Here is a 24956-nt window from a genome sequence, read left to right as displayed (position 1 = left end):
GCAAGATCACCCGAAGGAATCCTTCGGAAAAATGCTTCCCCATCTCGGGAAGGACATTAAGCGGGCCCGATATCAGGCCCGCACCCTCCGTCTCGGACAGGACGGGACGGCTTGCGCCCCGCCATTCCCGGCCCCCGAACCGAATCGGGCGCCGGAAAATTCTCAGTTGGCCGTTGCCGAAGCCACGTCCACCGACACGCCCGGCCCCATGGTCGAGCTGATCGAGACCTTTTTCATATAGGTCCCTTTCGCGCCCGAGGGCTTGGCACGGCTGACGGCATCCACAAAGGCCCGCAGGTTCTGGGCCAGCTTGTCGGCCTCGAACGATACCTTGCCGATCCCGGCATGGACGACGCCGGCCTTCTCGGCCTTGAACTGGACCTCGCCGCCCTTGGCGGCCTCGACGGCACCTTTGACGTCGGTGGTCACCGTGCCGACCTTGGGGTTCGGCATCAGGTTGCGGGGCCCCAGGATCTTGCCCAGGCGACCGACCAGCGGCATCATGTCGGGCGTCGCGATGCAGCGATCGAACTCGATCTTGCCGGACTGGATCGTCTCCATCAGATCCTCGGCGCCAACGATGTCGGCACCGGCCGCCTTGGCTTCGTCGGCCTTGGGGCCGCGGGCGAAGACGGCGACGCGCACGTCCTTGCCGGTGCCGGCGGGCAGCGTGACGACGCCGCGGACCATCTGGTCGGCATGGCGCGGATCGACGCCCAGGTTCAGCGCGATCTCGACCGTTTCGTCGAACTTGGCGGATGCCGCGCCCTTGACCAGGGTGATCGCGTCCTCGACAGACAGGTTGGCCTTGCCGTCGAACTGCGCACGGGCGGCGGTTTTTTTCTTGGAATTCTTCGCCATGGCTTAGCCCCTTACCTCGATGCCGATCGACCGGGCCGAGCCGAGGATGATCTTCATCGCCTGATCGACGTCATTGGCCGACAGATCCTTCATCTTGGCTTCGGCGATGTCGCGCACCTGCTTGACGGTCACGCTGCCCGCCACCGCACGGCCCGGCTTGTCCGAACCCTTGGCGCGGTTGCGCTTGCCCACCGGCTTGAGCCCGGCGGCCTTCTTCAACAGGAAGGACGCAGGCGGCGTCTTCGTCTCGAAGGTAAAGGACTTGTCGGCGTAATAGGTAATCACGACGGGAACGGGGGAACCCTGCTCCATCTCCTGCGTGCGGGCGTTGAACGCCTTGCAGAACTCCATGATGTTGATGCCGCGCTGACCCAGGGCCGGGCCGACGGGGGGCGACGGGTTCGCCTGACCCGCCTTGATCTGCAGCTTGAGGCTGCCAACAACTTTCTTGGCCATAGGGCCCTCTCCTTGTCATCACGCCCCACACCGGGGCCGACTTAGCGGTGCGGCGTGGTTCCCAGGGAACCGGCGCCTCCCGCACACGATCACGAGGCCTTTGAGACCTGCGTGAATTCCAGTTCGACCGGCGTGGGCCGGCCAAAGATCGACACCGTGACCTTGAGGCGCGAGGACGACTCGTCCACCTCCTCGACCATGCCCGAAAAGCCGTCGAACGGCCCGTCGGTCACATTGACCTTTTCGCCGATCTCGAAGCGGATCAGGTTGCGCGGGGCCGCGGCCTCGCCCGTTCCGCCCCGGTTCAGCATCGCATTCACCTCGTCGTCGCGCATCGGCATCGGCTTGCCCTGCGCGCCCAGGAATCCCGTCACCCGATTGATGGAATTCACCAGATGATAGGTCCGGTCCGACATGTCCATGTGGACCAGCACATAGCCCGGCATGAAGCGGCGCTCGGACGTCACCTTCTTGCCGCGCCGGATCTCGATCACTTCCTCGGTCGGGACCAGCACCTCGTCGATCTGGTCTTCCAGACCCTTTTCGGCGACAGCCTGCCGGATCGCCTCGGCGACCTTCTTTTCAAAGTTCGACAGGACGCTGACCGAATACCAACGCTTTGCCATGTTCCGATCAAACCCCTGTTCGTCTGAACGGGAATCACCCGGCGACCGGGCAACCCCCTGAATTCCCATGCGTCCGCCAAAATCGAAATCGGCGCGCACGATCATTCGATGCACGCCGCTATCGGACAGTCGGGGGCAAATACCCCCGTGCGGTCTGGAATGCAAGCCCGATCAGACGCTGATCAGGCGCAGCCCTTCGGTGATTCCCAATCGGATCACCAGATCGACCAGCGAAAAGACCACGCTGAACAACGCCGCCAGGATCAGCACCATGATGGTGGTCGTCACCACCTCGCGCCGGGTGGGCCAGACGATCTTGGCGGCTTCGGCGCGGACCTGATTGATGAACTGGACGGGATTGGCCACGGCAGGCTCCTTCGAAATCAGGGGTCCGTGTATCCCTGCGGGCGTCGCGATTCAAGCCTGCATCATCAGCCGGGCTGCCGGCGCAACCGGATCGACATCTGCCAGGGCGCGCCATATCGCAGCCAGACGGCCGAGGCCCACCACAGCGCCAGCATCGCCCAGACATCCACAGCCATGCGCCGCAGCAGGCCGGCGCCGGGGGGGTTCATCTGGAACGCGTCGCCCAACACCGACAGAAGGACGCAGACCAGAAACGCGAACAGGCCACCTCGGCCGATCTGCTGCAAGGCCACGCCCAGCCGGCTTGCGGCCATACGCTCTGTGATTCCGGCAAGCGGCACGGCCACCAGCCAGGTTGCCGCCATGATCGCCATATAGCGTGTGCCGTCCAGATCCCACTTGTTGATCTCGCCCCCATAGATCAGGCGCAGGGCGTCGCGGAAAGGCAGCGCCGGTTCGCCGATCTTGGCACCGACGATGATCGCCGTGCCGAACAGGAACATGCCGGTGGACAGGATCGTCAGCAGCCGCCGGTGCGGCATCAGCATGGGCATGAGCTGCTGGCGGAACAGGCCCATGGCGATGCCCGAAAAGAACAGCATCTGCCAGCCGAAGGGGTTGAACAGCAGGCCGCCCAGCCGGTGGTTGGGCACGAATGCGTTCAGCACCGGCGCCAGACACCAGACCGTGAACGAGACGGCGGCAAAGCCCGCCAGATAGCGCTGCATCATCGGCACCAGAAGCGGAACCGAGGCCAGAAGGATCACATAGACCGCCAGAACGTCCAGAAGGTTCGGCTGCAACCACAGGGTCGCCAGAACCCCCAGAAAGCCCAGAGGATTTTCCAGAACCCAGACGGCGTACTGATGCCAGATCGCGGTATGATCCAGGTCCAGCGCCAGCAGGCCCGCCGATACCAGGGCCATCGCCATGCCGCCGAACACAAGGGCGCGCCACACCTCGAAGGCGCGGCGGGCGAACCGCCATTGCACGGCGCGCGCGCCCTGCCTGCGCTCGACCGACTGCCAGACCATGCCGACCAGAAAGCCCGACAGCAGCACGAACAGTTCCGCCGCGTCGAAGATCGAGAAATTGGCCAGCGTGAAGGACCGCAGCGCCGATAACGGCATGTGGTCCAGCATGATGCAGACCAGCGCGTAGCCGCGCAGCATGTCCAGGGCAATCAGGCGCTTCATTCTGGAAGGGCGCTCCACTGACGCAGCAAGGCGTCGTCCGATACCAGCGCGTCGGTTTCGTCCCGGGTCAGCGTGGACAGGGCCTCGGCCCGGCCGCGGGCATGGGCGATCTTGGCCCCGGCGGTGATCCGGTCCAACCGCCTGGCCGGGGGCAGGTCGGGATCGGCGGGCAGGAGCGCAACATGCCGGTCGATCAGCGACGGGTCGCCGGCCAGACGCAGCAGACCCTCGGCGTTCCGCAGCGGCCGGGGCATGGACCGCACCACCGCCGAGGCTTCCGACAGGATCGCGGGGGGATCGCGTTCCTCGGGCGTGACCAGAAGGCCGCGCATCCGTGCCCAACGCCCGAACACCGGGCTTGCCGAATAGCGCGAGGTCAGAGGCGACAGGATCAACCCCGCCAGGATCGGCGACAGCCAGATCAGTTGCGCGGGCGAGAACTGCGCCAGCACGATCAGCGTGCCGATTCCCAGCAGCACATGCACCCAGTGCCGGGCGATCACGACGCTCCAGTCGGGCATGGAACCGGCGCGCGCCTGGGCGTTCCAGCCGCTGTCGCGCCCGCGCAGGATTTCATAGATCTGGCGCGTCTGGATCAGCATCTGCACGGGGGCGATCAGCGTGGACAGCAGGATCTCGAACAGGGAACTGGCCAGGATGCGCACCGGCCCGCCCGAATTGCGGGCCAGCGGCCTGGCCCAGGCGCGCGCGGTGGCGATCAGCTTGGGCAGCAGCAGGAACGCCATGGCCGCCACGAACAGCCAGAACATGCGCCGGGCATCGAACACCGGCCAGTCCGGGAAAAGCTGATAGGCGGTCGGGAAATATTCGGGCGTGGACAGCAGCACGGTCGCCGACAGAACCAGCCCCACCAGGATCAGCGCAAGCCACAGCGGACTCATGGCGAAACCCAGGATGCCGATGGCGAAATGCGCCAGCGTGACGGCGCGGGCGCCGCGCATCCCGAACAGGCGCGAATGCTGGAGATTGCCTTGTGCCCAGCGCCGTTCGCGGGCGGCCATGTCCAACAGCGTGGGCGGGCAGCCCTCGAAACTGCCGCGCAGGTCGTGGTCCAGCCGCACCTTCCAGCCCGCGCGGCACAGGGCGGCGGCCTCGACGAAATCGTGCGACAGGATGGTGCCCCCGAAGGGCGGCCTGCCGGGCAGGCGCGGCAGGCCGCAGGCGGATGCAAAGGCCGCCATGCGGATGATGGCGTTGTGGCCCCAGAAATTGCCGGTATCCCCCGACCAGGCCGACACGCCCCGCGCGATCATCGGACCATAGACGCGGCCCGCAAACTGGGTCAGGCGGGCAAAGATCGTCTCGCCCCCCACCAGGATCGGCATGGTCTGGATCAGCGCCAGCCGGGGATCGGCGTTCATCCGGGCGGACAGGTCGCGGATCGTGGCGCCGGTCATGACGCTGTCGGCGTCCAGCACCACCATCTGGTCATAGCGTCCGCCCCAACGGCGCACGAAATCGCCGATATTGCCGGTCTTGCGATCCTCGTTGGTGACGCGGCGGCGATACCAGATCGGCAAGGGCGACAGCTTGCGGGCCGCGTCGATCACCAGGGTCTCGTTGACGGCGATGACCGGATCGCGGCTGTCCGACAGAACGAAAATCTCGGTCCGGCCGGCCATCCCCTCGCGGGCGATCTCGTGGGCCAGGGCGGTCAGCAGGCCGATGCTTCGGGCCGCATCCTCGTGGTAGATGGGCATGACGACGGCGACCCGCGCATCGTTCGGGCCATCGGGCGTGGTCAGACGCGGCGCGAAAAGACCCGCCAGAACCCCGCAAAAGGAAAACCCCACCCAGGCGAATGTCGGCACGAACAGCACCAGCAGCGCCCATTGCATCGGCGTAGGGCTGTCGCCAAAGGTTTCCAGCATCTGCAGAAACCCCATCACGGCAATCGCCGCCGCGCCGCCAAAGGCCACCAGCCGCGCCCCCCAGACCCGCCAGCCGTTGCGCTGGCGGGCAAAGGCCAATGCGGGTGCCGTCCCGAAATCCTGGACGGGCATGGCAACAGGCGTCTCGGGCGGGGTGGCGGGCATCGGCACCACAGGAACGGATTGCGCTGTCATTCCGACTCAGGCCGTCCAGCGCGCAAGCCAGGTTTCGCTGAGAGCGACCCCTTCGGCATTGGTCAGCACCGCCTGCAATTCGGCAAGAGCGGCGTCGCCCGGCCGGAACTCCAGCGCCAGCCGCAGCACCCCCTCGTGGGGAAGCGGCTTGAGATAGGCATGAGGGATGTCCCCGGCCGAGGTCGTGACCCGCGATTCCGGCAGGACGTCGCCAAACAGCGACAGGTCGAAGTCGATCATCACGCTGCGCAGGTCGGGCGCATTGACGGATCGGCCGGTCCGCACGTCCAGCACGCGTGCAAGCGGCAGGTCGTTCGGCGGCAGGGCCAGAAACGACAGGCGATACCGGAACTCATGACGCTGCTCGCGGGCCATCGGCTCCTTGGGGATCCAGTACGACACGATGTTGTCGTTGAATTCGTTGTCCACCGGGATTTCGATCAGACGAACCTCGCCCTCGCCCCAGCCGTCATCGGGCTGGATCCAGGCGGACGGGCGCAGGTGATACAGGGCCTCGGCGTCCTGATAATCGGCAAAGTCGCGATGGCGCTGGATCAGGCCGAAGCCGCGCGGATCATTGTCCATGAATGAAGAGATCTGCAATGTCTTGTGCGCGGCCAGGGTTCGCCACAGCGCCTGCCCGGCCCCCGTGTGCATCTGCAGACCGTCGCTGTCGTGAACGGCGGGGCGGTAATCGTCCACCTCGCGCCGGCTGGCGGGACTGAACCAGAACATCGAGGTCAGCGGCGCGATTCCCGTTTCGCGCAGATCGACGCGCGGAAACAGCGCCAGCCGCACCCGGATCATGGTCACCGCGCCGGGGTTCACCTCGAATTCATAGGCGCCCGCGACCGATGGGCTGTCCAGCAGGGCGTGGATGCGCACCCGGTCCGCCGCACCGTCGGGTTCATGCACCCAGAAATCGGTGAACAGCGGAAATTCCTCGCCATCGGGGCTGCCGGTCTTGATGGCCAGACCGCGCGCCGACAGGCCATAGATCGTGCCCCGCGCGACCGCCCGGAAATAGGACGCCCCCTGGAAGACCAGGAATTCGTCCATCACGCCGGGCCGGTTCAGCACCGTGCGCAGCCTGAACCCGGACCAGCCCATGTCCCCGCGCGCCTGCAGGTCGGGGCCGTCGGGAAACTGCGCGGGGTCGAAGTCCAGCATGGCCGGATCAAAGCCGATTCGTTCGGGCACACCGCCCCGCACCACGCTGATGTTGACCGGCTCATAAAAGATCGACCCCGGCGGCAGCAGGTCCATGCCGAATCGCGGATGGCCCGCCAGCGGGTCTTGGTCGCGACGGAACCGGATGGCCCGGTACTGGTCATAGTTCAGGTCGGCAAAGCTGCCCACCAGGTCGGACACCGGCTGCCGAAAGGCCCGCGCGGCACGTTCGGACGCAAGCGCCGCTACCTCCTCGAAGCCAAAGACAGCAGGGGCGGGCGCCGGGGCTGGGGCGCCCGCGGCAGTGTCAGGCCCGGCATCGCCCGGCGGGGTCTGCGCCTGCACCGGAACGACGGCAAGCGAACCGCCTGCGGCCAGGGCAGTGGCAGCGTTGAGAAATTGACGGCGCTTCATGTCGGGTGATGGTTGCCAAAAACCGTTTCATTATAAGGGCGACGCCGCGCAGCAGCAAGGCGCAAGGCGATGGCGCGCATTCCACCGGCGGTTGCGGGAAAGACGCCTTAGCCCATGGCTTGCCGCCCGCTTTTGCGCCATTCCGCCTATTGTCGTGCCAGCCATTCCGTCACCGGCCCCCGCAGGTTGGGCCGCCCGGAATCAAGATGCTCGTCAACGATCTTGCGCAGATCCGCGATCGACACACGGCGGATCAGGTGCTTGACCGGCCCGATCGAGGCCGGGCGCATGGACAGGCGCCGGATGCCCAGCGCGGCAAAGACCAGTGCCTCGACCGGGCGGCCCGCATCCTCGCCACAAAAGGACAAGGGCACCCGCGCCTCGTCGCAGCGCGCAACGATCTGGCGCAACAGCAGCAGAAAGGACGAACTGAGCGTGTCATAGCGCCGTCGCACCCGTTCGTTCTCGCGGTCGGCGGCAAAGAAGAACTGCTTGAGGTCGTTGCCCCCGACCGAGATGAAGTCGCACATCTCGAAGAACTTCTGGGGCGCAAAGGCCATCGACGGCGTTTCCAGCATAGCGCCCACGCGGATGTCGGTCGGCATCGGATGACCCATGCGCTGCTCGCGCGACAGTTCCTGCATCAGGATGCGATAGGCGGCCTCGTATTCGCTGATGTCGGCGATGAACGGGAACATCACATGCAGGGGCCGCCCGACCGATGCGCGGATCAGCGCCTGCAACTGCATCCGCAGCACGCCGCGCTTGTCCAGGCCCACCCGGATCGCGCGCCAGCCCATTGCGGGGTTCGGCTCGTCCTGCGGCTTCATGTAGGGCAGGACCTTGTCAGAGCCGATGTCCAGCGTGCGGAACATCACCAGCCTGCCCTGGGCATTGTCCAGAACACGGCGGTAGAGTTCGGCCAGTTCGGCACGACGGGGAACATGGTTTCGGATCAGGAACTGCAATTCGGTCCGGAACAGGCCCACCCCCTCGGCCCCCGATCCGGCCAGCGACGGCAGGTCGGCCATCAGGCCGGCGTTCATGTAAAGCTGCACGGTGGTGCCGCAGGTTCCGGTGGCGGGCAGGTTGCGCAGGCTGGCATAGCGGTTCTGCGCCTCGGCCTGCATGGCGATCTTGTCCAGAAACGCCTTGTGGACCGATTCCTCGGGGCGCAGATGGACGATGCCCTGATCGCCATCGACCAGGATCGTATCGCCGTTCAACGCCTCGGTCGTGATGCGGCTGGCGTGGATGACCAGCGGAATCGCCAGGGCGCGGGCCACGATGGCCGCATGGCTGCCGACCGAGCCCTCCTCCAGCACGACGCCCCGCAGCCTGCGCCCGTATTCCAGCAGTTCCGCCGGGCCGATGTTGCGGGCCACCAGGATCGGATTGCCGGGCATCGCCGCACCGGTATTGGCCCCTTGCCCCGTCAGGATGCGCAAAAGCCGGTTCGACAGGTCGTCCAGGTCGTGCAGACGGTCGCGCAGATAGGGATCGGCAGCCATCTCCAGCCGGGCGCGGGCGGCGGACTGTTCCTTTTCCACCGCAGCCTCGGCAGACAGGCCAAGCCGGATATCCTCTTCCATCCGCTTCAGCCAGCTCCGCGAGTTGGCGAACATCCGGTAGGCTTCCATGACGGCCGTGTGTTCGCCCTCGCCGCCCATATCGGCGGCGGCAACCATCTTGTCGACGGTGCTGCGCAGCATGGCGACACCCTCGTGCAGGCGCACCAGTTCCCGGTCGGGATCGTCGCCCACCGGGTTGGTCACGACCACCCGCGCCTCGTGCAGCCAGACGCATCCCTCGGCCGCGCCCTCCTGCGCGGTGGCGCCGCGGATCATCAGGGGAAACCGGTGCGCGGGGGGCATTCCATCGGCGTGGCCGCCCTGGAACACACCCAGTTCGGTCATCTCGGCCAGCACCATGGCCACGACCTCGAGACCATAGATCTCGTCTTCGGAAAACAGCCGCGGCTCGCGGCACTGCACGACCAGCACGCCCAGACGCTCGCCGACCCGCTGGATCGGCACGCCCAGAAAGCTGGGAAACACCTCCTCGCCCGTCTCGGGCATGAACCGGAAACCGGGCTCGGACGGCGCGTCGGCGGTGTTCACATACCGGCCGGTGCGGGCCACGCGCCCGACCAGACCCTCGCCCAGGCGCAGGCGGATGCGATGGACGGACTCGGCCCGCAGACCCTCGGTTGCGCACAACTCGAGGGTATTGGCGTCGCGGAACAGATAGATGGAACAGACCTGCGTGCCCATCGAATCGGCGATGTGATAGGTGATCTGGTCAAGCCGGTCCTGGCCGCCACCAGGGGCCGCCAGGATGTCCTTTAGCCGTTTCAGCAACTTGCGCGAGTCGCTGTCCTTGCGATCCTGCATCGCCTGCCCGCCCTGCATTGCCGAAAGCCCTCAGCCCCTCGGGCGGGGCTGCCGGAATGATGTCAGGCCGTCTCCAGGCCAAAGGCATCATGCAGCGCCTGCACGGCCAGTTCCATATATTTACGGTCGATCAGCACCGAAATCTTGATCTCGCTGGTGGAAATGACCTTGATGTTGACGTTTTCATCGGCAAGCGCCTTGAACATGCGCGCCGCGACGCCCGCATGGCTGCGCATCCCGATTCCCACGACCGACACCTTGGCGACCTCGGTATCGACCACCAGATCGTCATAGGCGATCTGGCCCGCGGCCTTGGCATCCTCCATCGCGCGCTTGGCGCGCTCGACCTGGTTGATCGGAACCGAAAAGGTCATGTCCGTCACCGAGCCGGGGTGGTCTTCGTAATCCTTTTCGGAAATGTTCTGGACGATCATGTCCACATTCACCCCCGCCTCGGCCAGCGGGGCAAAGATGGCTGCGGAAATGCCGGGACGGTCCTCGACCGTGACCAGGGTGATCTTGGCTTCGTCGCGCGACGAGGCGACGCCGTTGACGACTTTCGATTCCATGATTTCCTCCTCGGCACAGATCAGCGTGCCCGAATTTTCGTCCGTATCCCCGAACGAGGATAGCACGCGCAGCCGCACCTTGTAGCGCATCGCCAGTTCGACCGACCGGGTTTGTAGGACCTTGGCGCCCAGCGACGCCAGTTCCAGCATCTCCTCGAAGGCGATCCGGTCCAGCTTGCGGGCCTTGGTGGTGATGCGCGGATCGGTGGTGTAGACGCCGTCCACATCGGTATAGATGTCGCAGCGTTCCGCCCCAAAGGCCGCCGCAAAGGCCACGGCGGTCGTGTCCGACCCGCCCCGGCCCAGCGTGGTGATGCGCCCGTCGGGCCCAAGCCCCTGGAAGCCCGCAACCACGGCGACCTTGAACCCCTCGGCGAACTTCTGGTCGATGTTGGTGCGCGGAATGTCCACGAACCGCGCGGCCGAATGCTGGGCCGTGGTATTGATCGGCACCTGCCAGCCCTGCCAACTGCGCGCGGGCACGCCCAGTTCCTGCAAGGTCAGCGCCATCAGGCCGGCGGTCACGTTTTCGCCGGAACTGACCACCGCGTCGTATTCGCGTGCGTCGAACAGGGGCGACGTCTGTTCGACCCAGCCCACCAGTTCGTTGGTCTTGCCCGACATGGCGCTGACGATGACGATGACGTCATAGCCGCGATCCACCTCGCGCTGCACCTTGAGGGCGGCGTTCTTGATGCGGTCCAGGTCGGCCACCGACGTGCCGCCGAATTTCATCACCAGAAGCGGCATCCCGTGCCTCCAGCCAAGGGGGTTTGTGTCGGCGCGGCTTTTATGGGCGGGGGGGCGAAACCGCAAGGGTGGAAAGGGGTTGGCGGGCGGCCTGCCGCAAAATCGCCCTCAGTTGGCCTTCTGGCGGGGAATGAACGGCAAGGGCGCGACCGGCACCCCCTCCTCCAGCAGCTTGCGCGCCTCCTCGGGGCGGGCCTCGCCGTGGATGGCGCGGCCGGGGGCGCGGCCCTCGTGGATGGCGCGGGCCTCGTCGGCGAATTTCAGGCCGACATAATCGGAATTCGCCTCGACCTCGCGGCGCAGGGCCTGCAGCGCGGCCTCCATGGGGCTGATCCGGGGTTCTGCCCCGGACTGCGCGGGAACGGCGGGGGCCATCAGGGATTTCCGCACCGCGACCGATCCGCATTGGGTGCAGGCGACATGGCCGGCGGCATGCGTCGTGTCGAACGCGTCCGAGGACCGGAACCAGCCCTCGAAGTCATGGCCCTTGTCGCAGCGCAGCGTGTAACGGATCATCGGTCGAACCCCTGCTTTCCGTCCCCTATATCGGGTTGGCCAGGGTCGCCCGCAAGCTGGCGCAGCCGGTCGATCAGGGCTGCCGGATCGCCGGCCCGCTCGGTCAAGATGCGGCGGGCGGCCTGCCCCATGGCCCGCGCCCGTCCGGGATCGTCGGCTGCAAGACGGGCCAGATGGCCGCCCAGCGACCCCGCATCGACCGGCTGCGCCGCGCCCGCCCCATCCAGAAGCGCATAGGCATCGCGGAAGTTGGCGACATGCGCCCCGTGAAGGATGGCTGAACCATGGGCCGCGGGCTCCCACGGGGTATGGCCGCCGCGGTCGGCCAACGAGCCGCCGACAAGGCACAGGCCCGCCGCCGCATACCAGCGGTCCATTTCCCCCAGCACATCGACCAGCAGCACCTCGCCAGACACCTGGTCGCGGGACCGGCGCGCAAAGCACAGGCCGCGTTGCGCCAGCAGCGCCGCGACCTCGTCCCCCCGCCGGGGGTGGCGGATCGCCAGGATCAGGCGCAGGTCCGGGCGCTGTCGGCGGGCCTGCATCCAGGCGTCCAGGGCCTGTGCCTCCTCGCCCTCGTGGGTCGACGCGGCCAGAAACGTCCGATCGCGGTCGGGCGACGGCGGGGGCGGCACCACCTGCGCGGGGGTCAGCAGCTTCAGGTCCAGCCAGGGCAGGATCGCGGCGGGGGGCAGGCCCAGCGACCGCAGCCGCGCCTCGCTGCCGGCATCCTGGGCCGACAGCACCGCCAGCCGTTCCAGGACCGGCCGGATCATGCGCGGCACTCGTGCCCACCGGTTGGCCGACCGTTGCGAGATCCGCGCCCCGATCACCGCCTGCGGAATGGCGCGGTGGGCCAGCATCCGTGACCGCAGGGGCCAGAACTCGCCCTCGACGGTGATCTGCAACCGGGGCCGGGCGCCGTCGAGGAAACGCGCCAGCGCGCCGGGCACATCCAGGGGCGCCAGCCGGGCCGTCCACCCCCAGCCCTGCGCCATGTCGCGCGCCGTCGGCGTGTTGGTCGTCACCAGAACGGAATGGGTCCGCGACAACGCCGCGACGATTGGCCGGGCCGAGGTCAGTTCCCCCACCGAGGCCGCATGAACCCAGATATCCGCCCGCTGTGGCGGCGGCTCTGCCAGACGCTGGCGCAGCGCCTGCTGCCCGCGCGACAAGGCGCGCAGACGCAGACCGGCTTCGACGACACAGGCTAGGGTCCGATGGATCATGGCTTGCACGCCATAGGACAAGAACCGGATCGACGGAACCCTTGCGGCAACGCGACGTTGCCCTGCAATCACATCGAAAGGGAGGTATCCATGAAAGGTCTTGTTGCCTGGTGGCTGGGCGTGCCGGTGATTGTCATCATCATCCTGTATCTGGTGGGAGTTTTCTAGATACAGGACAGGCACTGGCGGACCCGGAGCGATTCGAACGCCCGACCCCCAGATTCGTAGTCTGGTGCTCTATCCAGCTGAGCTACGGGTCCGTCGTAGGGCGGTGGTCTATCCGCCCCGTTCCGGGGATGCAAGGGGGCGGGGGCAAAAAACTGGGCTGCCCCGCCGTTATCGCAAGCCGGCCGCCTGGCGAAGCGGCATCACCACCATGTCACGCGGGATATGGATCATGAATTCGCTGCCCTCGTCAGTGCTGCGGACCAGTTCCAGCCGTCCCCCATGGCCCCGGATCAGGTCGGCGGCAATGGTCAGGCCAAGCCCGGTGCCGCCTTTCCGCACACTGCCGCTGAAGGGCTTGAACAGATACTCGCGCGCCCGTTCTGGCAGGCCAGGACCGGTATCGCCCACCCTGATCCACCAGTCGTTGTCGGTTTCGCCGGCGCCGATCTCGATGGCGCCGGGCTTGCCGGTTCCCTCGATGGCCTGGCGCGCATTGCGGGCCAGGTTCGTCAGCACCCGGTAAAGCTGGTCGCGGTCGGCCCGGATCGTCAGCGCCGGGGGAATGTCCAGCAGGAATTCGATCTGCGCGCCCTCGCCGCAGGCCAGCGATTCGGCCTCGACCACCTCGGCCGCCAGCGGGGCCAAGGGAAAGCGCGACAGCGTGGGCGCCGGTTCCTCGGCCTTGCCGAAGGCCAGGGTCGTTTCGCACAGGTTCACCGCGCGGGTGATCGAATTGACCAGCTTCGGCGCCGCGCGGCGGACCTTGGGATCGCCGCTGTCCTCGAGCCGGTCGGCAAAGATCTGCGCGGTGGTCAGGATGTTGCGCAGATCGTGACTGATCTTGGCCACCGCCTGCCCCAGTTGGGCCATGCGTTCCTTTTGCCGCAGGGACGATGTGACGGTCTTCTGCATGGTTGCCAATGCCGTCTCGGCATCGCGCAGTTCGGCCAGCCGGGCGTCGGGGGTGATGATCTGGCGGGGGTCTTCGGGTGCCTCGGCATAGGACACCATGTGGCTGATGACGCGGCGGATCGGAACCAGCACCAGCCTTTGCACCGCCAGGTTCAGAAGAATCGCTGTCAGGATCGAAAACGCCGCCGACACCGCCAGCAGCCTCAGGCCATAGTCGATCATCGCCGCGCGCAGGGGCGCGGTTTCCATGGTGATCTCGATCAACTGCCCTGCCTGGTTGACCGGCGCGCCGATGACCCGGATGACCTCGTTGCGGGGATTTGCCAGGGTGCGCAGCGCGTCATCGATGGTTTGCGCCACGCCGTCCTCGCGCAGGTCGAAAGTCTGCGCGACCGGCGCCGGGATACGCGACGACAACACAAGTTGGCGGATGTCGCTGCGCCGCAGCACGACGTTGAGAACCCCCGCATTCCGCAGCAACTCTGATTCCAAGTCATCGGCGATGGATTCATCGGTCGCCAGCCCGGCAAGGCTGGCGATCTGCGCACGCTCCAGCCGCGATTCGAGATAGTCCAGCCGAAAGCTGGCCAGGGCTGGCAGCAGGATGAACAGTTCGGCCAGCATGACGAAAATAATCGTCAGCGCGGCGAATCGGCCAGAGATGGTATTCACTCGCATTGTATCTTGGATATCGTCGCGTCGAATACGCGTGTTTCGGTCCGGCGGCGGCGCATTGCACATCAAACGAATGTGATCATATGTCGGTTCCTGTCGGACAGAAACCAGATGTGGCACAATCCCCTGGCTTTTTTGTTGACGCGGCGGGCATGGTGATCTATGCGGCGGGCTTCCAACAACCGGCGCGTTTGCGCGCAGGGCGGGATTTAACGATGTCCTCCTGCTGCCGCCCGCCACCCGCAGGACACCCGGAGACTGACCATGAAGCGCACTTTTCAACCCTCGAATCTCGTTCGTGCGCGCCGTCACGGCTTTCGCGCCCGCATGGCGACCAAAGGCGGCCAGTTGGTGCTGAACCGCCGCCGCGCCAAGGGCCGCAAGCGCCTGTCGGCCTGATCCCGTGCGGCGGGTCCCGTCCCGCCGATCCGAAGGCTGCCGACATGCCGCCCCTGCCCCATCCTGTTGCCCCCCTGTGGCCCAAGGATGATGGCGGGGCGGCATTTCGCATGGCCATGCCGCCGGTCATCGCCAAGCGCGCCGATTTCCTGGCGGCGTCGCGCGCCCTGCGCCAGGGCACGCCGGGATTTCTGCTGCAGGCCCGCGACCGCGGCGACAGCGGTCCGTTCCGCGTCGGCTTCACCTGCTCCAAGAAGATCGGCAATGCGGTGATGCGCAACCGGGCCAAGCGCCGGTTGCGAGAGGCCGCGCGGCTGCATTTGCCGCAGGGCGCGCGGCAGGGGTGGGATTATGTTCTTGTCGGCCGGCCCGAGGCCACGGCAACACGCCCTTTCGCCGACCTGTGCCGCGACCTGACCGCCGCCCTGCGAAAGATCCATTCATGAGCCCGCTGGCCCATCTGGTCGCGCTGCCGGTGCGGGGCTATCGGCTGATCGCCTCGGCCTGGGTGGGGCATGGCTGCCGGTTCCAGCCGACCTGTTCGGCCTATGCCCTGGATGCCCTGGCCCGCCATGGCGCAATCAGGGGCGGCTGGCTGGCGACGCGCCGCATCGGGCGCTGCCATCCCTGGGGCGGCGCGGGCTATGACCCGGTGCCCGGCGCCGATCCCGACCACGAAAGGCCCTCTGATGCTGGATGATACCGACGACCTGACCGAGATCCATCCGCTGTTCGCGGGCGCGCCCTCATCGACCGAGTTCCGCAAGCTGCGCAAGCGGCTGGTGCGCGAAACCCGCGCCGCGATCAGCGATTACGGCATGGTCCGTCCCGGCGATCGCTGGCTGATCTGCCTGTCGGGCGGCAAGGACAGCTATACCCTGCTGGCGGTGCTGCACGAGCTGAAATGGCGCGGGCTGCTGCCGGTGGACCTTTTGGCCTGCAACCTGGATCAGGGCCAGCCGAACTTTCCGGCGACCGTGCTGCCGGAATTCCTGACCGAACGCGGCGTGGCGCACCGGATCGAATACCAGGACACCTATTCGGTCGTCACCGACAAGATCGCGCCGGGCGGAACGATGTGTTCGCTGTGTTCGCGCCTGCGCCGGGGCAACCTGTACCGCATCGCGCGCGAGGAGGGCTGCTCGGCCGTGGTGCTGGGCCATCACCGCGACGACATCCTGGAAACCTTTTTCATGAACCTGTTCCACGGCGGCCGGCTGGCGACCATGCCGCCCAAGCTGCTGAACGAGGACGGCGACCTGACCGTGTTGCGCCCCCTGGCCTATGTGGCCGAGGCCGATTGCGAGCGGTTCGCGCGCGCCATGAACTATCCCATCATCCCCTGCGATCTGTGCGGCAGCCAGGAGGGGCTCCAACGCGTGCAGGTGAAACGGCTGCTGGACGAATGGGAAAGCCGCACGCCGGGCCGCCGTCAGGTCATGTTCCGGTCGCTGATGAACGTGCGCCCCTCGCATCTGCTGGACCCGAAGCTGTTCGACTTTTCCGGGCTGTTCCCCGGCATGGATGCCGAAAAGACGGACGACGTTCCGCGGTTGGGGGACATCTGACGCATTGGCAATCCGTGCCGACGCTGGCGGTTCCGGCAAATCCGCTTGACCTTTAGGCGCCCCTTCTGTTGAAGCGGCGCGACTGACAGGCAAAGGCTTGGTGAGGGCATGGAAGACAACAACCGCAATCTGATCCTGGCGACGGTTCTGTCGTTTCTGGTGATCTTGGTCTGGTACACGGTCTTTGCGCCCGAACCTCCGGCCCCGGCCGAGCAGCCGGTCGCGGTGGAAACCCAGACGCAGGACGTGCCGCTGGCCAATCCCGAAAGCAGCACCCTGCCCGCCGATCTGGGCGCCGCGCCCGCCGACACGGCGCCCCAGGCGGGCCGCGTGCAGATCCAGACGCCCTCGCTCAACGGGTCGATCTCGCTGGCGGGCGGCCGGATCGACGATCTGCTGCTGACCCGGTACCGCGAGACGCTGGACGACAATTCGCCCAATGTCCGGCTGCTGTCGCCGTCCTCGGCCACGGCGACCGACGCGATCCAGACCGGCGCGGCCAAACCCTATTACGCGGTCTATGGCTGGACCCCCGGTCCGGGCGTCGATCCGTCGCTGGTGCCCGGCCCCTCGACCGTCTGGACCGTGGAGTCGGGCGACATGCTGGCGCCCGGACAGCCGGTGACGCTGATCTGGGACAATGGCGCGGGCCAGATCTTCCGGCGCACCTTCCAGGTGGATGACAACTACCTGTTCACCGTCGGCCATGCCTTGCAGAACAATGGCGATGCGGCCTTTACCGCCGCCCCCTATGGCATCATCGCGCGCCACGGCCAGCCCGATACCCAGAACTTCTTTGTGTTGCACGAAGGCGCCGTGGGAATGGCGGACGGCACCCTTCAGGAACTCAAATACGACAATATCGCCGAACTGGACCCGGTGGACCGCGAAGGCCGCGCCGCAGTCACGCAGGTGACGGGCAACGGCTGGATCGGGTTCACCGACAAATACTGGATGACCACACTGGCCCCCGCGCCGGGCCAGGGCTTCACCTCGGTCGTGAAATACGCCGAAGGGGCCGACATCTATCAGACCGAAGCCCGCTATCCGATGCAGACGGTCGCGCCCGGCACCCAGGTCAGTGCCGACAGCTATCTGTTCGCCGGCGCCAAGGTGTGGGAGGTCATCAACGGCTATCAGGAAACCCCCGGCATCCAGGGCTTTGTCGATTCCATCGATTGGGGCTGGTTCTATTTCCTGACCAAGCCGATCTTCCGCGTCCTGCACTGGCTGAACGGCATGATCGGCAACATGGGCTGGTCGATCATCGCGCTGACCTTCATCCTGAAAACGCTGGTTTTTCCGCTGGCGCGCAAATCCTACATCTCGATGGCCAAGATGAAGGAACTGCAGCCGCAGATGGAGGAGTTGAAGGCCCGTACCGGCGACGACCGCATGAAGTTCCAGAAAGAGATGATGGAGCTTTACAAGCGCGAAAAGGTGAACCCCGCCGCGGGCTGCCTGCCGGTTCTGCTGCAAATCCCGATCTTCTTTGCGCTCTACAAGGTGATCTTCGTCACCATCGAACTGCGCCACGCGCCCTGGTTCGGCTGGATTCAGGATTTGGCCGCGCCCGATCCCTCGTCCCTGCTCAACCTGTTCGGGCTGCTGCCCTTTGCGCCGCCGGCGCAGGGAACCCTGCTGCATTCGCTGTCCTTGCCCGCGCTGGCAATCCTGCTGGGCATCAGCATGTGGATGCAGCAAAAGCTGAACCCGGCCCCCACCGATCCGGCGCAGAAGATGATCTTTGCGTGGATGCCGTGGATCTTCATGTTCATGCTGGGCGGCTTTGCCTCGGGCCTGGTGCTCTACTGGATCACCAACAACCTGATCACCATCGTCCAGCAATACACGATCATGTCGATGCACGGGCACCGCCCGGACTTTTTCGGCAACATCAAGTCCTCGATCCCCGCCCGCCCCCGCAAGGGCAGCAAGTGACCGCGCATCTGGCCCATATCCGCCGCCACCCGATCAAGTCGGTCGGCGGCGAGGGGCTGGACAACGTCATCCTGGCCGCCGCCCGCCGCCTGCCCGGCGACCGGGAATGGGCGGTGCTGACCGAAACGGGCGAACACAACGCCCAGGGGGGCCAGATCGGGGGCCAGCCCGACCGCTGGCTGCCCAAGTCCTGTTTCGTGCGGGGCGTCCGGTCATCGCAGGTGCAGGCGATCAGCGGCGGCTGGAACCGGACCGGCGGCCTGACCCTGCGGCATCCGACCCAACCCGATCTGGTCATCGACCCGGAAACGGACAGCGACCGCTTGGTGGAATGGCTGCGCCCCCTGTGGCCGTCGGACGCCCCCGCCCCCACACGGCTTGTGCGCGGCGCCGCGATCTGGACCGACCAGAAATGGCCCTGGATCTCGATCCTGTCGCTGACCAGCCTTGCCGAGCTTAAGGAACGAACCGGCCAGAGCCTGGGCATCCACCGCTGGCGCGGCAACCTGTGGGTGGACGGCTGGCAGCCTTGGGCCGAGCGCAACCTGATTGGACGCATTCTTCGCATCGGCAAGGCGGAACTGCGCGTGACCGACCATATCGGCCGATGCGAGGCGACCTGCGCCGATACCGAAACCGGAAACCGCGACATCGACATGCTGGCCACGCTGGAACGCCTGTATGGCCACACCGACTTCGGCATCTTCGCCGAGGTTGTCACCGGCGGCGACATCGTCCTGGGCGACGCGGTGATCGCATGAGGGTGGCATTTCCCGTCGCCCCGGAACCCGATGCCGACACGGCCGAGGCCGCGCGCCTGCTGTTCGCCGGTCCGGTCGATTTCCTGAAAGGCGTGGTCGCGATGGACGGCCTGCCCCCCGCCGACCGTCCCGAGGTCTGCTTCGCGGGCCGCAGCAACGTCGGCAAGTCCAGTCTCATCAATGCGCTGACCGGCCGCAAGGGCATCGCGCGGGCGTCGAACACGCCGGGACGAACGCAGGAAATCAACTACTTCACGCTTGGCGACCACAGCTATCTGGTGGACCTGCCAGGCTACGGCTTTGCCAAGGCGCCTGTCGCCGTCGTCGCCAAGTGGCAGGCGCTTTTGAAGACCTATCTTGCCGGGCGGGCCACCCTGCGCCGCGCCTTCTGCCTGATCGATTCGCGCCATGGCGTGAAGCCCGTCGATCACGAGATCATGACCCTGCTTGACCGCTCTGCCGTGCCCTTTCAGGTTGTCCTGACCAAGACCGACAAGCTGGGACCGAACGCCATCCAGCCCGTGATCGCCCAAGTCGAGGCGGAATTGCAGAAACATCCCGCCGCCTTTCCCCAGATCGTCGTCACCTCGTCCGACAAGGGGGATGGCATCGCCACGCTGCGCGCGATCATCGCCGCCCTGGACTGATCGCGTCTGGACTGATCGCGTCTGGACGGGCCTGCCGTTGCGTCCTAGGGTCCGCACGTCAGACAGGGGCCAAGGATGAGAACGCAGAACATGAACCGGGACTGGACAGCGACCGCTCATACCCTTTCCGAAGCCTTGCCCTATCTGCAACGCTATTCCGGCGCGGTCGTGGTGGTGAAGTTCGGCGGCAACGCCATGGGCGACGACGATGCCATGGCCGAATTCGCCCGCGACATCGTGCTGATGAAGCAGGTCGGCATGAACCCGGTGGTCTGCCACGGCGGCGGGCCGATGATCAACGAAATGCTGGCCAAGCTGGGCATCGAAAGCACCTTCGTGCGCGGCAAGCGCGTGACCACCAAGGAAACCGTGGAAGTGGTGGAAATGGTGCTGTCGGGCCTGGTCAACAAGCGCATCGTCCAGGCCATCAACGACGCGGGCGGGCGCGCCGTCGGTATCAGCGGCAAGGACGACGACCTGATGGTCTGCGAGGCGGACGATCCCGAACTGGGTTTCGTCGGCCGCCCGGTCGAGATGAACGTCCAGATCATCCGCGACCTGTACAAGGCCGGGCTGATCCCGGTCATCGCCCCCGTGGCCACCGGCATGGCCGACAACGAGACCTTCAACGTCAACGGCGACACCGCCGCGGGCGCCATCGCAGGCGCGCTCAGGGCCGACCGGCTGCTGCTGCTGACCGACGTGCCCGGCGTCAAGGACAAGACCGGCGAGGTTCTGACCCAGATCCATCCCGATCAGGTGCGCGACATGATCGCCGACGGCACCATCGCGGGCGGCATGATCCCCAAGACCGAAACCGCATTGATGGCCTTGCAGGACGGGGTGCGCGCAGTGGTGATCCTGGACGGACGCGTGCCCCATGCCAGCCTGCTGGAACTGTTCACGGAACATGGCGCGGGCAGCCTGATCCGGTCCACCCCGCCCAGCACCCGCCCGCACGGATTGCGCCAGGGCGGCGCCTTGCTCTGACGCCGATGGATCGGCTTGCCGAGGGTGACGGCCCTGTGGCAGGCTGCGGCGTGAATGCCGTCACAATACCATCATACGGGGGCCTGATCGCTGATGACACCGCTTGGACATCGACGCCTGATCTTGACGCGCCATGCCAAGTCGGCCTGGGACGATCCGACCCTTGCCGATCACGACCGCCCCCTGAATGACCGCGGCCGCCGCTCGGCCCGCGCGCTTGGCGACTGGATGGCCTCGCGCGGCTATGAACCCGAGGAGGTGCTGTGTTCGTCGGCCGCACGGACGCAGGAAACCTGGGCGATGATCGCCAGCGCGGCGCTCGAGGTGCGTCCCGTGATCCGCATCGAGCCGGGCCTGTATCAGGCCGGACCCGAGAAAATGCTGTCGATCCTGAAAACCGCCGCCCATCCCACCGTCATGATGCTGGGCCACAATCCGGGCATTTCCGAACTGGCCGCGCTTTTGCCTGCACGGCTGCCGCACGACCCGGATTTCCGCCGCTATCCGACCGGAGCGACCCTTGTGGTCGATTTCCAGATCGAGAACTGGCAGCAGGTCGAACCCGGCCAGGGCAGCGTCATGGATTTCGTGCGGCTCGACGGCCGAGGTTGACCTTTTCCCCGGACCTGGGGGCCTGACTATCCCCCAGGGGGGACTGGAAACGTAAGGTTCCCAGTCCCTGGCCGTCAGTGCCCCAGGATCTGGCTCAGGAACAGCTTGGTCCGTTCCGATTGGGGATTGTTGAAGAACTCGCGCGGCTCGTTCTGTTCGACGATCTGGCCCTGGTCCATGAAGATCACGCGGTTGGCGACGGCCTGGGCAAAGCCCATCTCGTGCGTGACGCAGATCATGGTCATGCCGTCCTCGGCCAGTTCGATCATCGTATCCAGAACCTCCTTGATCATCTCGGGGTCCAGCGCCGATGTGGGTTCGTCGAACAGCATGATCCGGGGCTGCATGCACAGCGACCGGGCGATGGCCACGCGCTGCTGCTGACCGCCGGACAACTGGCCCGGATACTTGTGCGCCTGTTCGGGAATCTTGACCTTTGTCAGGAAATGCATGGCGGTTTCCTCGGCCTGCCGGCGCGGCTGCTTGCGCACCCAGATCGGCGCCAGGGTGCAGTTTTCCAGAACCGTCAGATGCGGGAACAGGTTGAAGTGCTGGAACACCATGCCCACCTCGGACCGGACCTTGTCGATGTTCTTGATGTCGTTCGTCAGTTCTATCCCGTCCACGACGATGTGGCCGGACTGGTGTTCCTCCAGCCGGTTGATGCAGCGGATCAGCGTGGACTTGCCCGATCCCGACGGCCCGGCGATGACGATCCGTTCGCCCCGATGCACGGTCAGGTCGATGTCGCGCAGCACGTGAAAGCTGCCGTACCACTTGTTCATGTTGCGGATGTCGATGGCGACCTCGGTGCTGATGTGCATCTGGCTGCGGTCGATCCGGCGGGTGCTGTCTTCGCTCATGGCGGTTGTCCTTACCTGTGGTCGCGTGCCAGACGGCGTTCGAGATACATCGAATACCGCGACATGCCGAAGCAGATCAGAAAGAAGATGGCGCCGACAAAGATATACGGCTCCCAGTAGATGCCCTTCCAGCTTGTACTGGCGCGCACCGCGTCGGACATGGATTTCAGCGGATCGTAAAGGCCCACGAAGGTCACCAGTGTCGTGTCCTTGAACATGCCGATAAAGGTGGACACGATGCCGGGGATGGAAATCTTCAGCGCCTGCGGCAGCACGATCAGCCGCTGCGCCTTCCAGTAATCCAGGCCCAGGGCGTCGGCGGCCTCGTACTGGCCCTTGGGCAGGGCGGCAAGGCCGCCCCGGATCACCTCGGCCATATAGGCGGCGGCGAACAGCGTGACCATGATGATGACGCGCAGGATAATGTCGAAGGTGGTGCCGGGCGGCAGAAAATAGTTCAGCAGCAGGGACGCCACGAACAGCAGCGCGATCAGCGGCACCCCCCGGATGAATTCGATAAAGATCACCGCCAGCGACTTCACCAGGAACATGTCCGACCGCCGCGCCAGGGCCAGCACGATCCCCAGCGGCAGCGACATGGCGATGCCCGCGACGCCGATGGTGATCGACAGAAGAAACCCCCCGAACCGGTCCGAGGCCACGGCCGGGATCGCCAGCGATACCAGCGCCTCGGCGTCGCGCGCGGCAGTGCCTGCATAAAGCAGCCACCACAGCACCGGGACGACCAGTGCCGCGACCGCTGCCGCCATCGGCGACAGGCCCGATAGCAGCCGCCAGGCGATCCAGCCCAGCACCGGCCCCATCAGCACCATGACCGGTCCCCAGGCCGATCCGCCCCACAGGAACCACACCCCCATCAGCGGATACAGGATGGAAAACACCAAGAGCCAGGACACCCGGCGTTCCGATACGGCCAGCGCGCCGACCAGAACGACGGCGGCAAAGGCCAGCCAGACGGCGGGGGCCCCCAGCACCGTCATTGCCCACAGCGTCAGCACCGTGGTCAGCACCAGAACGATCCGGCGAATCATGACGGATGCCGAAAACAGCACCGGCGTCAGGGCGACGAACAGCAGGCCAAAGGCCATGGTCGGTCGCCAATAGAGTTCGACCGGATAGAAACCGAAGACATACTGGTTCCAGCGTTCGCGGATCACTGCCCAGCAGGCGCCACGCGCGCCCTCGCCCCAGGTTTCGGCAATGATCCGGCGGCAGTCGGCCAGGCTGTCCGCGTTCCAGACCGAATGGGCGATCCAGTCCCAGAAATGGCTGACCAGGAACCATATGATCAGGAAACCCAGGATCGTTAGGACCGTGTTCGCCGGACCCGAGAACAGGTTTTCCCGCAGCCAGCGCACGGCCCCCGCCTCGCGCAGGGGGGGATCGGCGGGCGGCAGCATCGTCTCGCGGACAAAGGGAACGGTCTGGGCGTGGGTATCGCTCATCTCACCGCTCCTTCAGTTTCACGCGGGCGTTGAAGACGTTCATCCCGGCCGAAATGATCAGGCTCAGCGTCAGATAGACCCCCATCATCAGCAGGATCGCCTCGAGCTCGCGCCCGGTCTGGTTCAAGGTCGTGCCGCCCAGGGTGCCGCGGATGTCCATGTAACCCACCGCGATGGCCAGCGAACTGTTCTTGGTCAGGTTCAGATACTGGGAAATCAGCGGCGGGATGATGACCCGCAGCGCCTGGGGCAGGATCACCAGGCTCATGGTGCGGCGCGGCCGCAGGCCCAGGGCAAAGGCCGCCTCGGACTGGCCCCGGCTGACGGCCAGGATGCCCGCGCGCACGATTTCCGCGATGAATGCCCCGGTATACAGCGTCAGCGCCAGCCACAGGGCCACCAGCCCGTTCTGGACGTTCAGCCCGCCGGTGAAGTTGAAGCCCCGCAGTTCCGGGGCCACCAGATGCAGGCCGAAATACCAGATCAGCAGCAGCGACGGCACCGTCATGACGGCAAGGCTCATCCACCAGGTCGTCGGGCGGACGCCGGTGCGGTCCTGCACGTCCTGCGCCCAGCGGTTGATCGCCCGCCGCGCCAGCCAGCCGCCGATCAGCACGGCCGCAAAGGCCAGCGTCGCCCAGTTGAAGGTAATGCGCGCACCCAGATCCAGGCTTCCCGGATCGTTGGTCATCGCCAGGGTCGGGATCGCGGTATAGCGGTTGGTCAGCGCGACGTGGTCGAACAGGATCATGCTGGCGGACGGATCGTCGCCCCGGAACGCATTGGGCGGCGGCATCACCTCGGTGAAGATGGCAAAGACGATCAGGATCCACAGCAGCAGCGGCATGTTGCGGAACGCCTCGACATAGACGGTCATCAGCCGCGCGATCAGCCAGTTCTTCGACAACCGCGCCACGCCCGCGACGATGCCCAGCACGGTCGCGGCGATGCAGCCCAGCACCGACACGATCAGGGTGTTCAGCAGGCCCACCACGGCGGCGCGGAAATGCGTGTCGTCAGAGGTATAGGGGATCGGCGTCTGGGGGATGTCGTATCCCGCGCGCTGCCACAGAAAGCCGAAGTTGAAGGTCTTGCCCATCGCGGCAAGGTTCTGGATGGTGTTGTTGACCAGCCACCATGCCAGCGCCATCACCAGAACGAACACGATGACCTGAAAGGTCAGCGACCGATAGCGCCGGTCGTAGATCAGCATGCTTGGCCGGAACGAAGCGTTCTGCGGCGCCCTGACATCCGTCATTCTTCTACCCCTGTGGCCGGTCCTGCCTTGTGATGGCGGCGTTTTTCCGCGACCGGTTCCTTC

Annotated in this window: 24 protein-coding genes and 1 tRNA gene; 9 read left to right on the top strand and 16 right to left on the bottom strand. The window is 66.0% G+C overall.

Going from position 1 to position 24956, the window contains the following annotated elements:
• Nucleotides 1-162: 162 nt before the first annotated feature.
• The 13 genes from rplA to EYE42_RS12560 all read right to left on the bottom strand — a co-directional run bounded on the left by rplA (nt 163) and on the right by EYE42_RS12560 (nt 14391).
• Nucleotides 163-861, bottom strand: a complete 699-nt coding sequence (rplA, locus tag EYE42_RS12620; RefSeq protein ID WP_130991671.1) for a 50S ribosomal protein L1 — start codon at nt 859-861, stop codon at nt 163-165.
• A 3-nt stretch (nt 862-864) separates the two neighbouring features.
• On the bottom strand, nt 865-1317 hold the full coding sequence (gene rplK, locus EYE42_RS12615) for a 50S ribosomal protein L11 (protein ID WP_130991670.1): 453 nt from the start codon (nt 1315-1317) through the stop codon (nt 865-867).
• Between the two features lie 89 nt (nt 1318-1406).
• Entirely contained in the window at nt 1407-1943 is a 537-nt protein-coding gene (nusG, locus tag EYE42_RS12610; RefSeq protein WP_130991669.1) for a transcription termination/antitermination protein NusG, read from the bottom strand.
• 171 nt (nt 1944-2114) lie between these two features.
• A complete protein-coding gene (gene secE, locus EYE42_RS12605; RefSeq protein ID WP_130991668.1) occupies nt 2115-2309 on the bottom strand; it encodes a preprotein translocase subunit SecE in 195 nt (64 codons plus the stop codon).
• A gap of 65 nt (nt 2310-2374) precedes the next feature.
• Complete coding sequence (gene opgC / locus EYE42_RS12600) at nt 2375-3505, bottom strand: OpgC domain-containing protein (RefSeq protein WP_130991667.1); 1131 nt, start codon at nt 3503-3505, stop codon at nt 2375-2377.
• Entirely contained in the window at nt 3502-5592 is a 2091-nt protein-coding gene (gene mdoH, locus EYE42_RS12595) for a glucans biosynthesis glucosyltransferase MdoH (RefSeq protein WP_130991666.1), read from the bottom strand. The genes opgC and mdoH overlap by 4 nt, the downstream gene beginning before the upstream one ends.
• Nucleotides 5593-5598: 6 nt before the next feature.
• Entirely contained in the window at nt 5599-7176 is a 1578-nt protein-coding gene (locus tag EYE42_RS12590) for an OpgD/OpgG family glucan biosynthesis protein (RefSeq protein ID WP_130991665.1), read from the bottom strand.
• Nucleotides 7177-7322: 146 nt separating this feature from the next.
• Nucleotides 7323-9569, bottom strand: a complete 2247-nt coding sequence (gene ptsP, locus EYE42_RS12585) for a phosphoenolpyruvate--protein phosphotransferase (protein WP_130991692.1) — start codon at nt 9567-9569, stop codon at nt 7323-7325.
• Nucleotides 9570-9631: 62 nt separating this feature from the next.
• Nucleotides 9632-10888, bottom strand: a complete 1257-nt coding sequence (locus EYE42_RS12580) for an aspartate kinase (RefSeq protein WP_130991664.1) — start codon at nt 10886-10888, stop codon at nt 9632-9634.
• A 108-nt stretch (nt 10889-10996) separates the two neighbouring features.
• Complete coding sequence (locus tag EYE42_RS12575; RefSeq protein ID WP_130991663.1) at nt 10997-11404, bottom strand: DUF1178 family protein; 408 nt, start codon at nt 11402-11404, stop codon at nt 10997-10999.
• The gene (locus EYE42_RS16505) at nt 11401-12633 is read right to left on the bottom strand and encodes a 3-deoxy-D-manno-octulosonic acid transferase (protein ID WP_130991662.1); all 1233 of its coding nucleotides are present in this window, start codon (nt 12631-12633) and stop codon (nt 11401-11403) included. The genes EYE42_RS12575 and EYE42_RS16505 overlap by 4 nt, the downstream gene beginning before the upstream one ends.
• Nucleotides 12634-12816: 183 nt before the next feature.
• Nucleotides 12817-12893: transfer RNA gene (locus EYE42_RS12565), tRNA-Arg, on the bottom strand.
• A 76-nt stretch (nt 12894-12969) separates the two neighbouring features.
• Nucleotides 12970-14391, bottom strand: coding sequence for a sensor histidine kinase (locus EYE42_RS12560; RefSeq protein ID WP_130991661.1), 1422 nt, complete (start codon nt 14389-14391; stop codon nt 12970-12972).
• 261 nt (nt 14392-14652) lie between these two features.
• Here EYE42_RS12560 and rpmH point away from each other — a divergent pair, with 261 nt between their 5' ends.
• The 9 genes from rpmH to EYE42_RS12515 all read left to right on the top strand — a co-directional run bounded on the left by rpmH (nt 14653) and on the right by EYE42_RS12515 (nt 21306).
• Nucleotides 14653-14787: a 50S ribosomal protein L34 gene (gene rpmH / locus EYE42_RS12555; RefSeq protein WP_089386361.1), complete on the top strand. Its 135-nt coding sequence runs from the start codon at nt 14653-14655 to the stop codon at nt 14785-14787.
• Between the two features lie 110 nt (nt 14788-14897).
• A complete protein-coding gene (gene rnpA, locus EYE42_RS12550) occupies nt 14898-15233 on the top strand; it encodes a ribonuclease P protein component (RefSeq protein WP_246020781.1) in 336 nt (111 codons plus the stop codon).
• Nucleotides 15230-15487 carry a membrane protein insertion efficiency factor YidD gene (gene yidD, locus EYE42_RS12545; RefSeq protein ID WP_130991659.1) on the top strand — a complete coding sequence of 86 codons (258 nt, stop codon included), beginning with the start codon at nt 15230-15232 and terminating at the stop codon, nt 15485-15487. The genes rnpA and yidD overlap by 4 nt, the downstream gene beginning before the upstream one ends.
• On the top strand, nt 15477-16355 hold the full coding sequence (ttcA, locus tag EYE42_RS12540; protein ID WP_130991658.1) for a tRNA 2-thiocytidine(32) synthetase TtcA: 879 nt from the start codon (nt 15477-15479) through the stop codon (nt 16353-16355). Before yidD ends, ttcA begins: the two co-directional genes overlap by 11 nt.
• Nucleotides 16356-16463: 108 nt before the next feature.
• On the top strand, nt 16464-18296 hold the full coding sequence (yidC, locus tag EYE42_RS12535) for a membrane protein insertase YidC (RefSeq protein ID WP_130991657.1): 1833 nt from the start codon (nt 16464-16466) through the stop codon (nt 18294-18296).
• Nucleotides 18293-19057, top strand: coding sequence for an MOSC domain-containing protein (locus EYE42_RS12530; protein WP_130991656.1), 765 nt, complete (start codon nt 18293-18295; stop codon nt 19055-19057). The genes yidC and EYE42_RS12530 overlap by 4 nt, the downstream gene beginning before the upstream one ends.
• Entirely contained in the window at nt 19054-19704 is a 651-nt protein-coding gene (gene yihA / locus EYE42_RS12525) for a ribosome biogenesis GTP-binding protein YihA/YsxC (RefSeq protein WP_130991655.1), read from the top strand. Before EYE42_RS12530 ends, yihA begins: the two co-directional genes overlap by 4 nt.
• A gap of 90 nt (nt 19705-19794) precedes the next feature.
• A complete protein-coding gene (gene argB / locus EYE42_RS12520; RefSeq protein ID WP_130991691.1) occupies nt 19795-20694 on the top strand; it encodes an acetylglutamate kinase in 900 nt (299 codons plus the stop codon).
• A gap of 93 nt (nt 20695-20787) precedes the next feature.
• Nucleotides 20788-21306, top strand: coding sequence for a SixA phosphatase family protein (locus EYE42_RS12515; protein ID WP_130991654.1), 519 nt, complete (start codon nt 20788-20790; stop codon nt 21304-21306).
• A gap of 74 nt (nt 21307-21380) precedes the next feature.
• Here EYE42_RS12515 and EYE42_RS12510 read toward each other — a convergent pair whose 3' ends face one another.
• Genes EYE42_RS12510 through EYE42_RS12500 form a run of 3 tightly spaced genes read right to left on the bottom strand, consistent with a single transcriptional unit; the run spans nt 21381 to nt 24893 of the window.
• The gene (locus EYE42_RS12510; protein WP_130991653.1) at nt 21381-22169 is read right to left on the bottom strand and encodes an amino acid ABC transporter ATP-binding protein; all 789 of its coding nucleotides are present in this window, start codon (nt 22167-22169) and stop codon (nt 21381-21383) included.
• 11 nt (nt 22170-22180) lie between these two features.
• Nucleotides 22181-23635, bottom strand: a complete 1455-nt coding sequence (locus EYE42_RS12505; protein WP_130991652.1) for an amino acid ABC transporter permease — start codon at nt 23633-23635, stop codon at nt 22181-22183.
• 1 nt (nt 23636) lies between these two features.
• Nucleotides 23637-24893 (bottom strand): amino acid ABC transporter permease, encoded by a 1257-nt coding sequence (locus tag EYE42_RS12500; RefSeq protein WP_165455783.1) that lies wholly within the window; start codon nt 24891-24893, stop codon nt 23637-23639.
• Nucleotides 24894-24956: the final 63 nt, after the last annotated feature.

It is taken from the genome of Paracoccus subflavus, from assembly GCF_004310345.1.
In the GTDB taxonomy this organism is placed as follows: Bacteria; Pseudomonadota; Alphaproteobacteria; order Rhodobacterales; family Rhodobacteraceae; genus Paracoccus; species Paracoccus subflavus.
Note: the sequence above shows the minus strand (reverse complement) of the source record. Positions and strands in the feature narration are given on the sequence as shown.

Excerpts from the sequence above, each read along its gene's own strand:
- rplA (WP_130991671.1), bottom strand. The coding sequence starts at position 861 with ATGGCGAAGAATTCCAAGAAAAAAACCGCCGCCCGTGCGCAGTTCGAC.
- rplK (WP_130991670.1), bottom strand. The coding sequence starts at position 1,317 with ATGGCCAAGAAAGTTGTTGGCAGCCTCAAGCTGCAGATCAAGGCGGGT.
- nusG (WP_130991669.1), bottom strand. The coding sequence starts at position 1,943 with ATGGCAAAGCGTTGGTATTCGGTCAGCGTCCTGTCGAACTTTGAAAAG.
- opgC (WP_130991667.1), bottom strand. The coding sequence starts at position 3,505 with ATGAAGCGCCTGATTGCCCTGGACATGCTGCGCGGCTACGCGCTGGTC.
- mdoH (WP_130991666.1), bottom strand. The coding sequence starts at position 5,592 with ATGACAGCGCAATCCGTTCCTGTGGTGCCGATGCCCGCCACCCCGCCC.
- EYE42_RS12590 (WP_130991665.1), bottom strand. The coding sequence starts at position 7,176 with ATGAAGCGCCGTCAATTTCTCAACGCTGCCACTGCCCTGGCCGCAGGC.
- ptsP (WP_130991692.1), bottom strand. The coding sequence starts at position 9,569 with ATGCAGGATCGCAAGGACAGCGACTCGCGCAAGTTGCTGAAACGGCTA.
- EYE42_RS12580 (WP_130991664.1), bottom strand. The coding sequence starts at position 10,888 with ATGCCGCTTCTGGTGATGAAATTCGGCGGCACGTCGGTGGCCGACCTG.
- EYE42_RS12575 (WP_130991663.1), bottom strand. The coding sequence starts at position 11,404 with ATGATCCGTTACACGCTGCGCTGCGACAAGGGCCATGACTTCGAGGGC.
- EYE42_RS16505 (WP_130991662.1), bottom strand. The coding sequence starts at position 12,633 with ATGATCCATCGGACCCTAGCCTGTGTCGTCGAAGCCGGTCTGCGTCTG.
- EYE42_RS12560 (WP_130991661.1), bottom strand. The coding sequence starts at position 14,391 with ATGCGAGTGAATACCATCTCTGGCCGATTCGCCGCGCTGACGATTATT.
- rpmH (WP_089386361.1), top strand. The coding sequence starts at position 14,653 with ATGAAGCGCACTTTTCAACCCTCGAATCTCGTTCGTGCGCGCCGTCAC.
- rnpA (WP_246020781.1), top strand. The coding sequence starts at position 14,898 with ATGGCCATGCCGCCGGTCATCGCCAAGCGCGCCGATTTCCTGGCGGCG.
- yidD (WP_130991659.1), top strand. The coding sequence starts at position 15,230 with ATGAGCCCGCTGGCCCATCTGGTCGCGCTGCCGGTGCGGGGCTATCGG.
- ttcA (WP_130991658.1), top strand. The coding sequence starts at position 15,477 with ATGCTGGATGATACCGACGACCTGACCGAGATCCATCCGCTGTTCGCG.
- yidC (WP_130991657.1), top strand. The coding sequence starts at position 16,464 with ATGGAAGACAACAACCGCAATCTGATCCTGGCGACGGTTCTGTCGTTT.
- yihA (WP_130991655.1), top strand. The coding sequence starts at position 19,054 with ATGAGGGTGGCATTTCCCGTCGCCCCGGAACCCGATGCCGACACGGCC.
- argB (WP_130991691.1), top strand. The coding sequence starts at position 19,795 with ATGAACCGGGACTGGACAGCGACCGCTCATACCCTTTCCGAAGCCTTG.
- EYE42_RS12515 (WP_130991654.1), top strand. The coding sequence starts at position 20,788 with ATGACACCGCTTGGACATCGACGCCTGATCTTGACGCGCCATGCCAAG.
- EYE42_RS12510 (WP_130991653.1), bottom strand. The coding sequence starts at position 22,169 with ATGAGCGAAGACAGCACCCGCCGGATCGACCGCAGCCAGATGCACATC.
- EYE42_RS12505 (WP_130991652.1), bottom strand. The coding sequence starts at position 23,635 with ATGAGCGATACCCACGCCCAGACCGTTCCCTTTGTCCGCGAGACGATG.
- EYE42_RS12500 (WP_165455783.1), bottom strand. The coding sequence starts at position 24,893 with ATGACGGATGTCAGGGCGCCGCAGAACGCTTCGTTCCGGCCAAGCATG.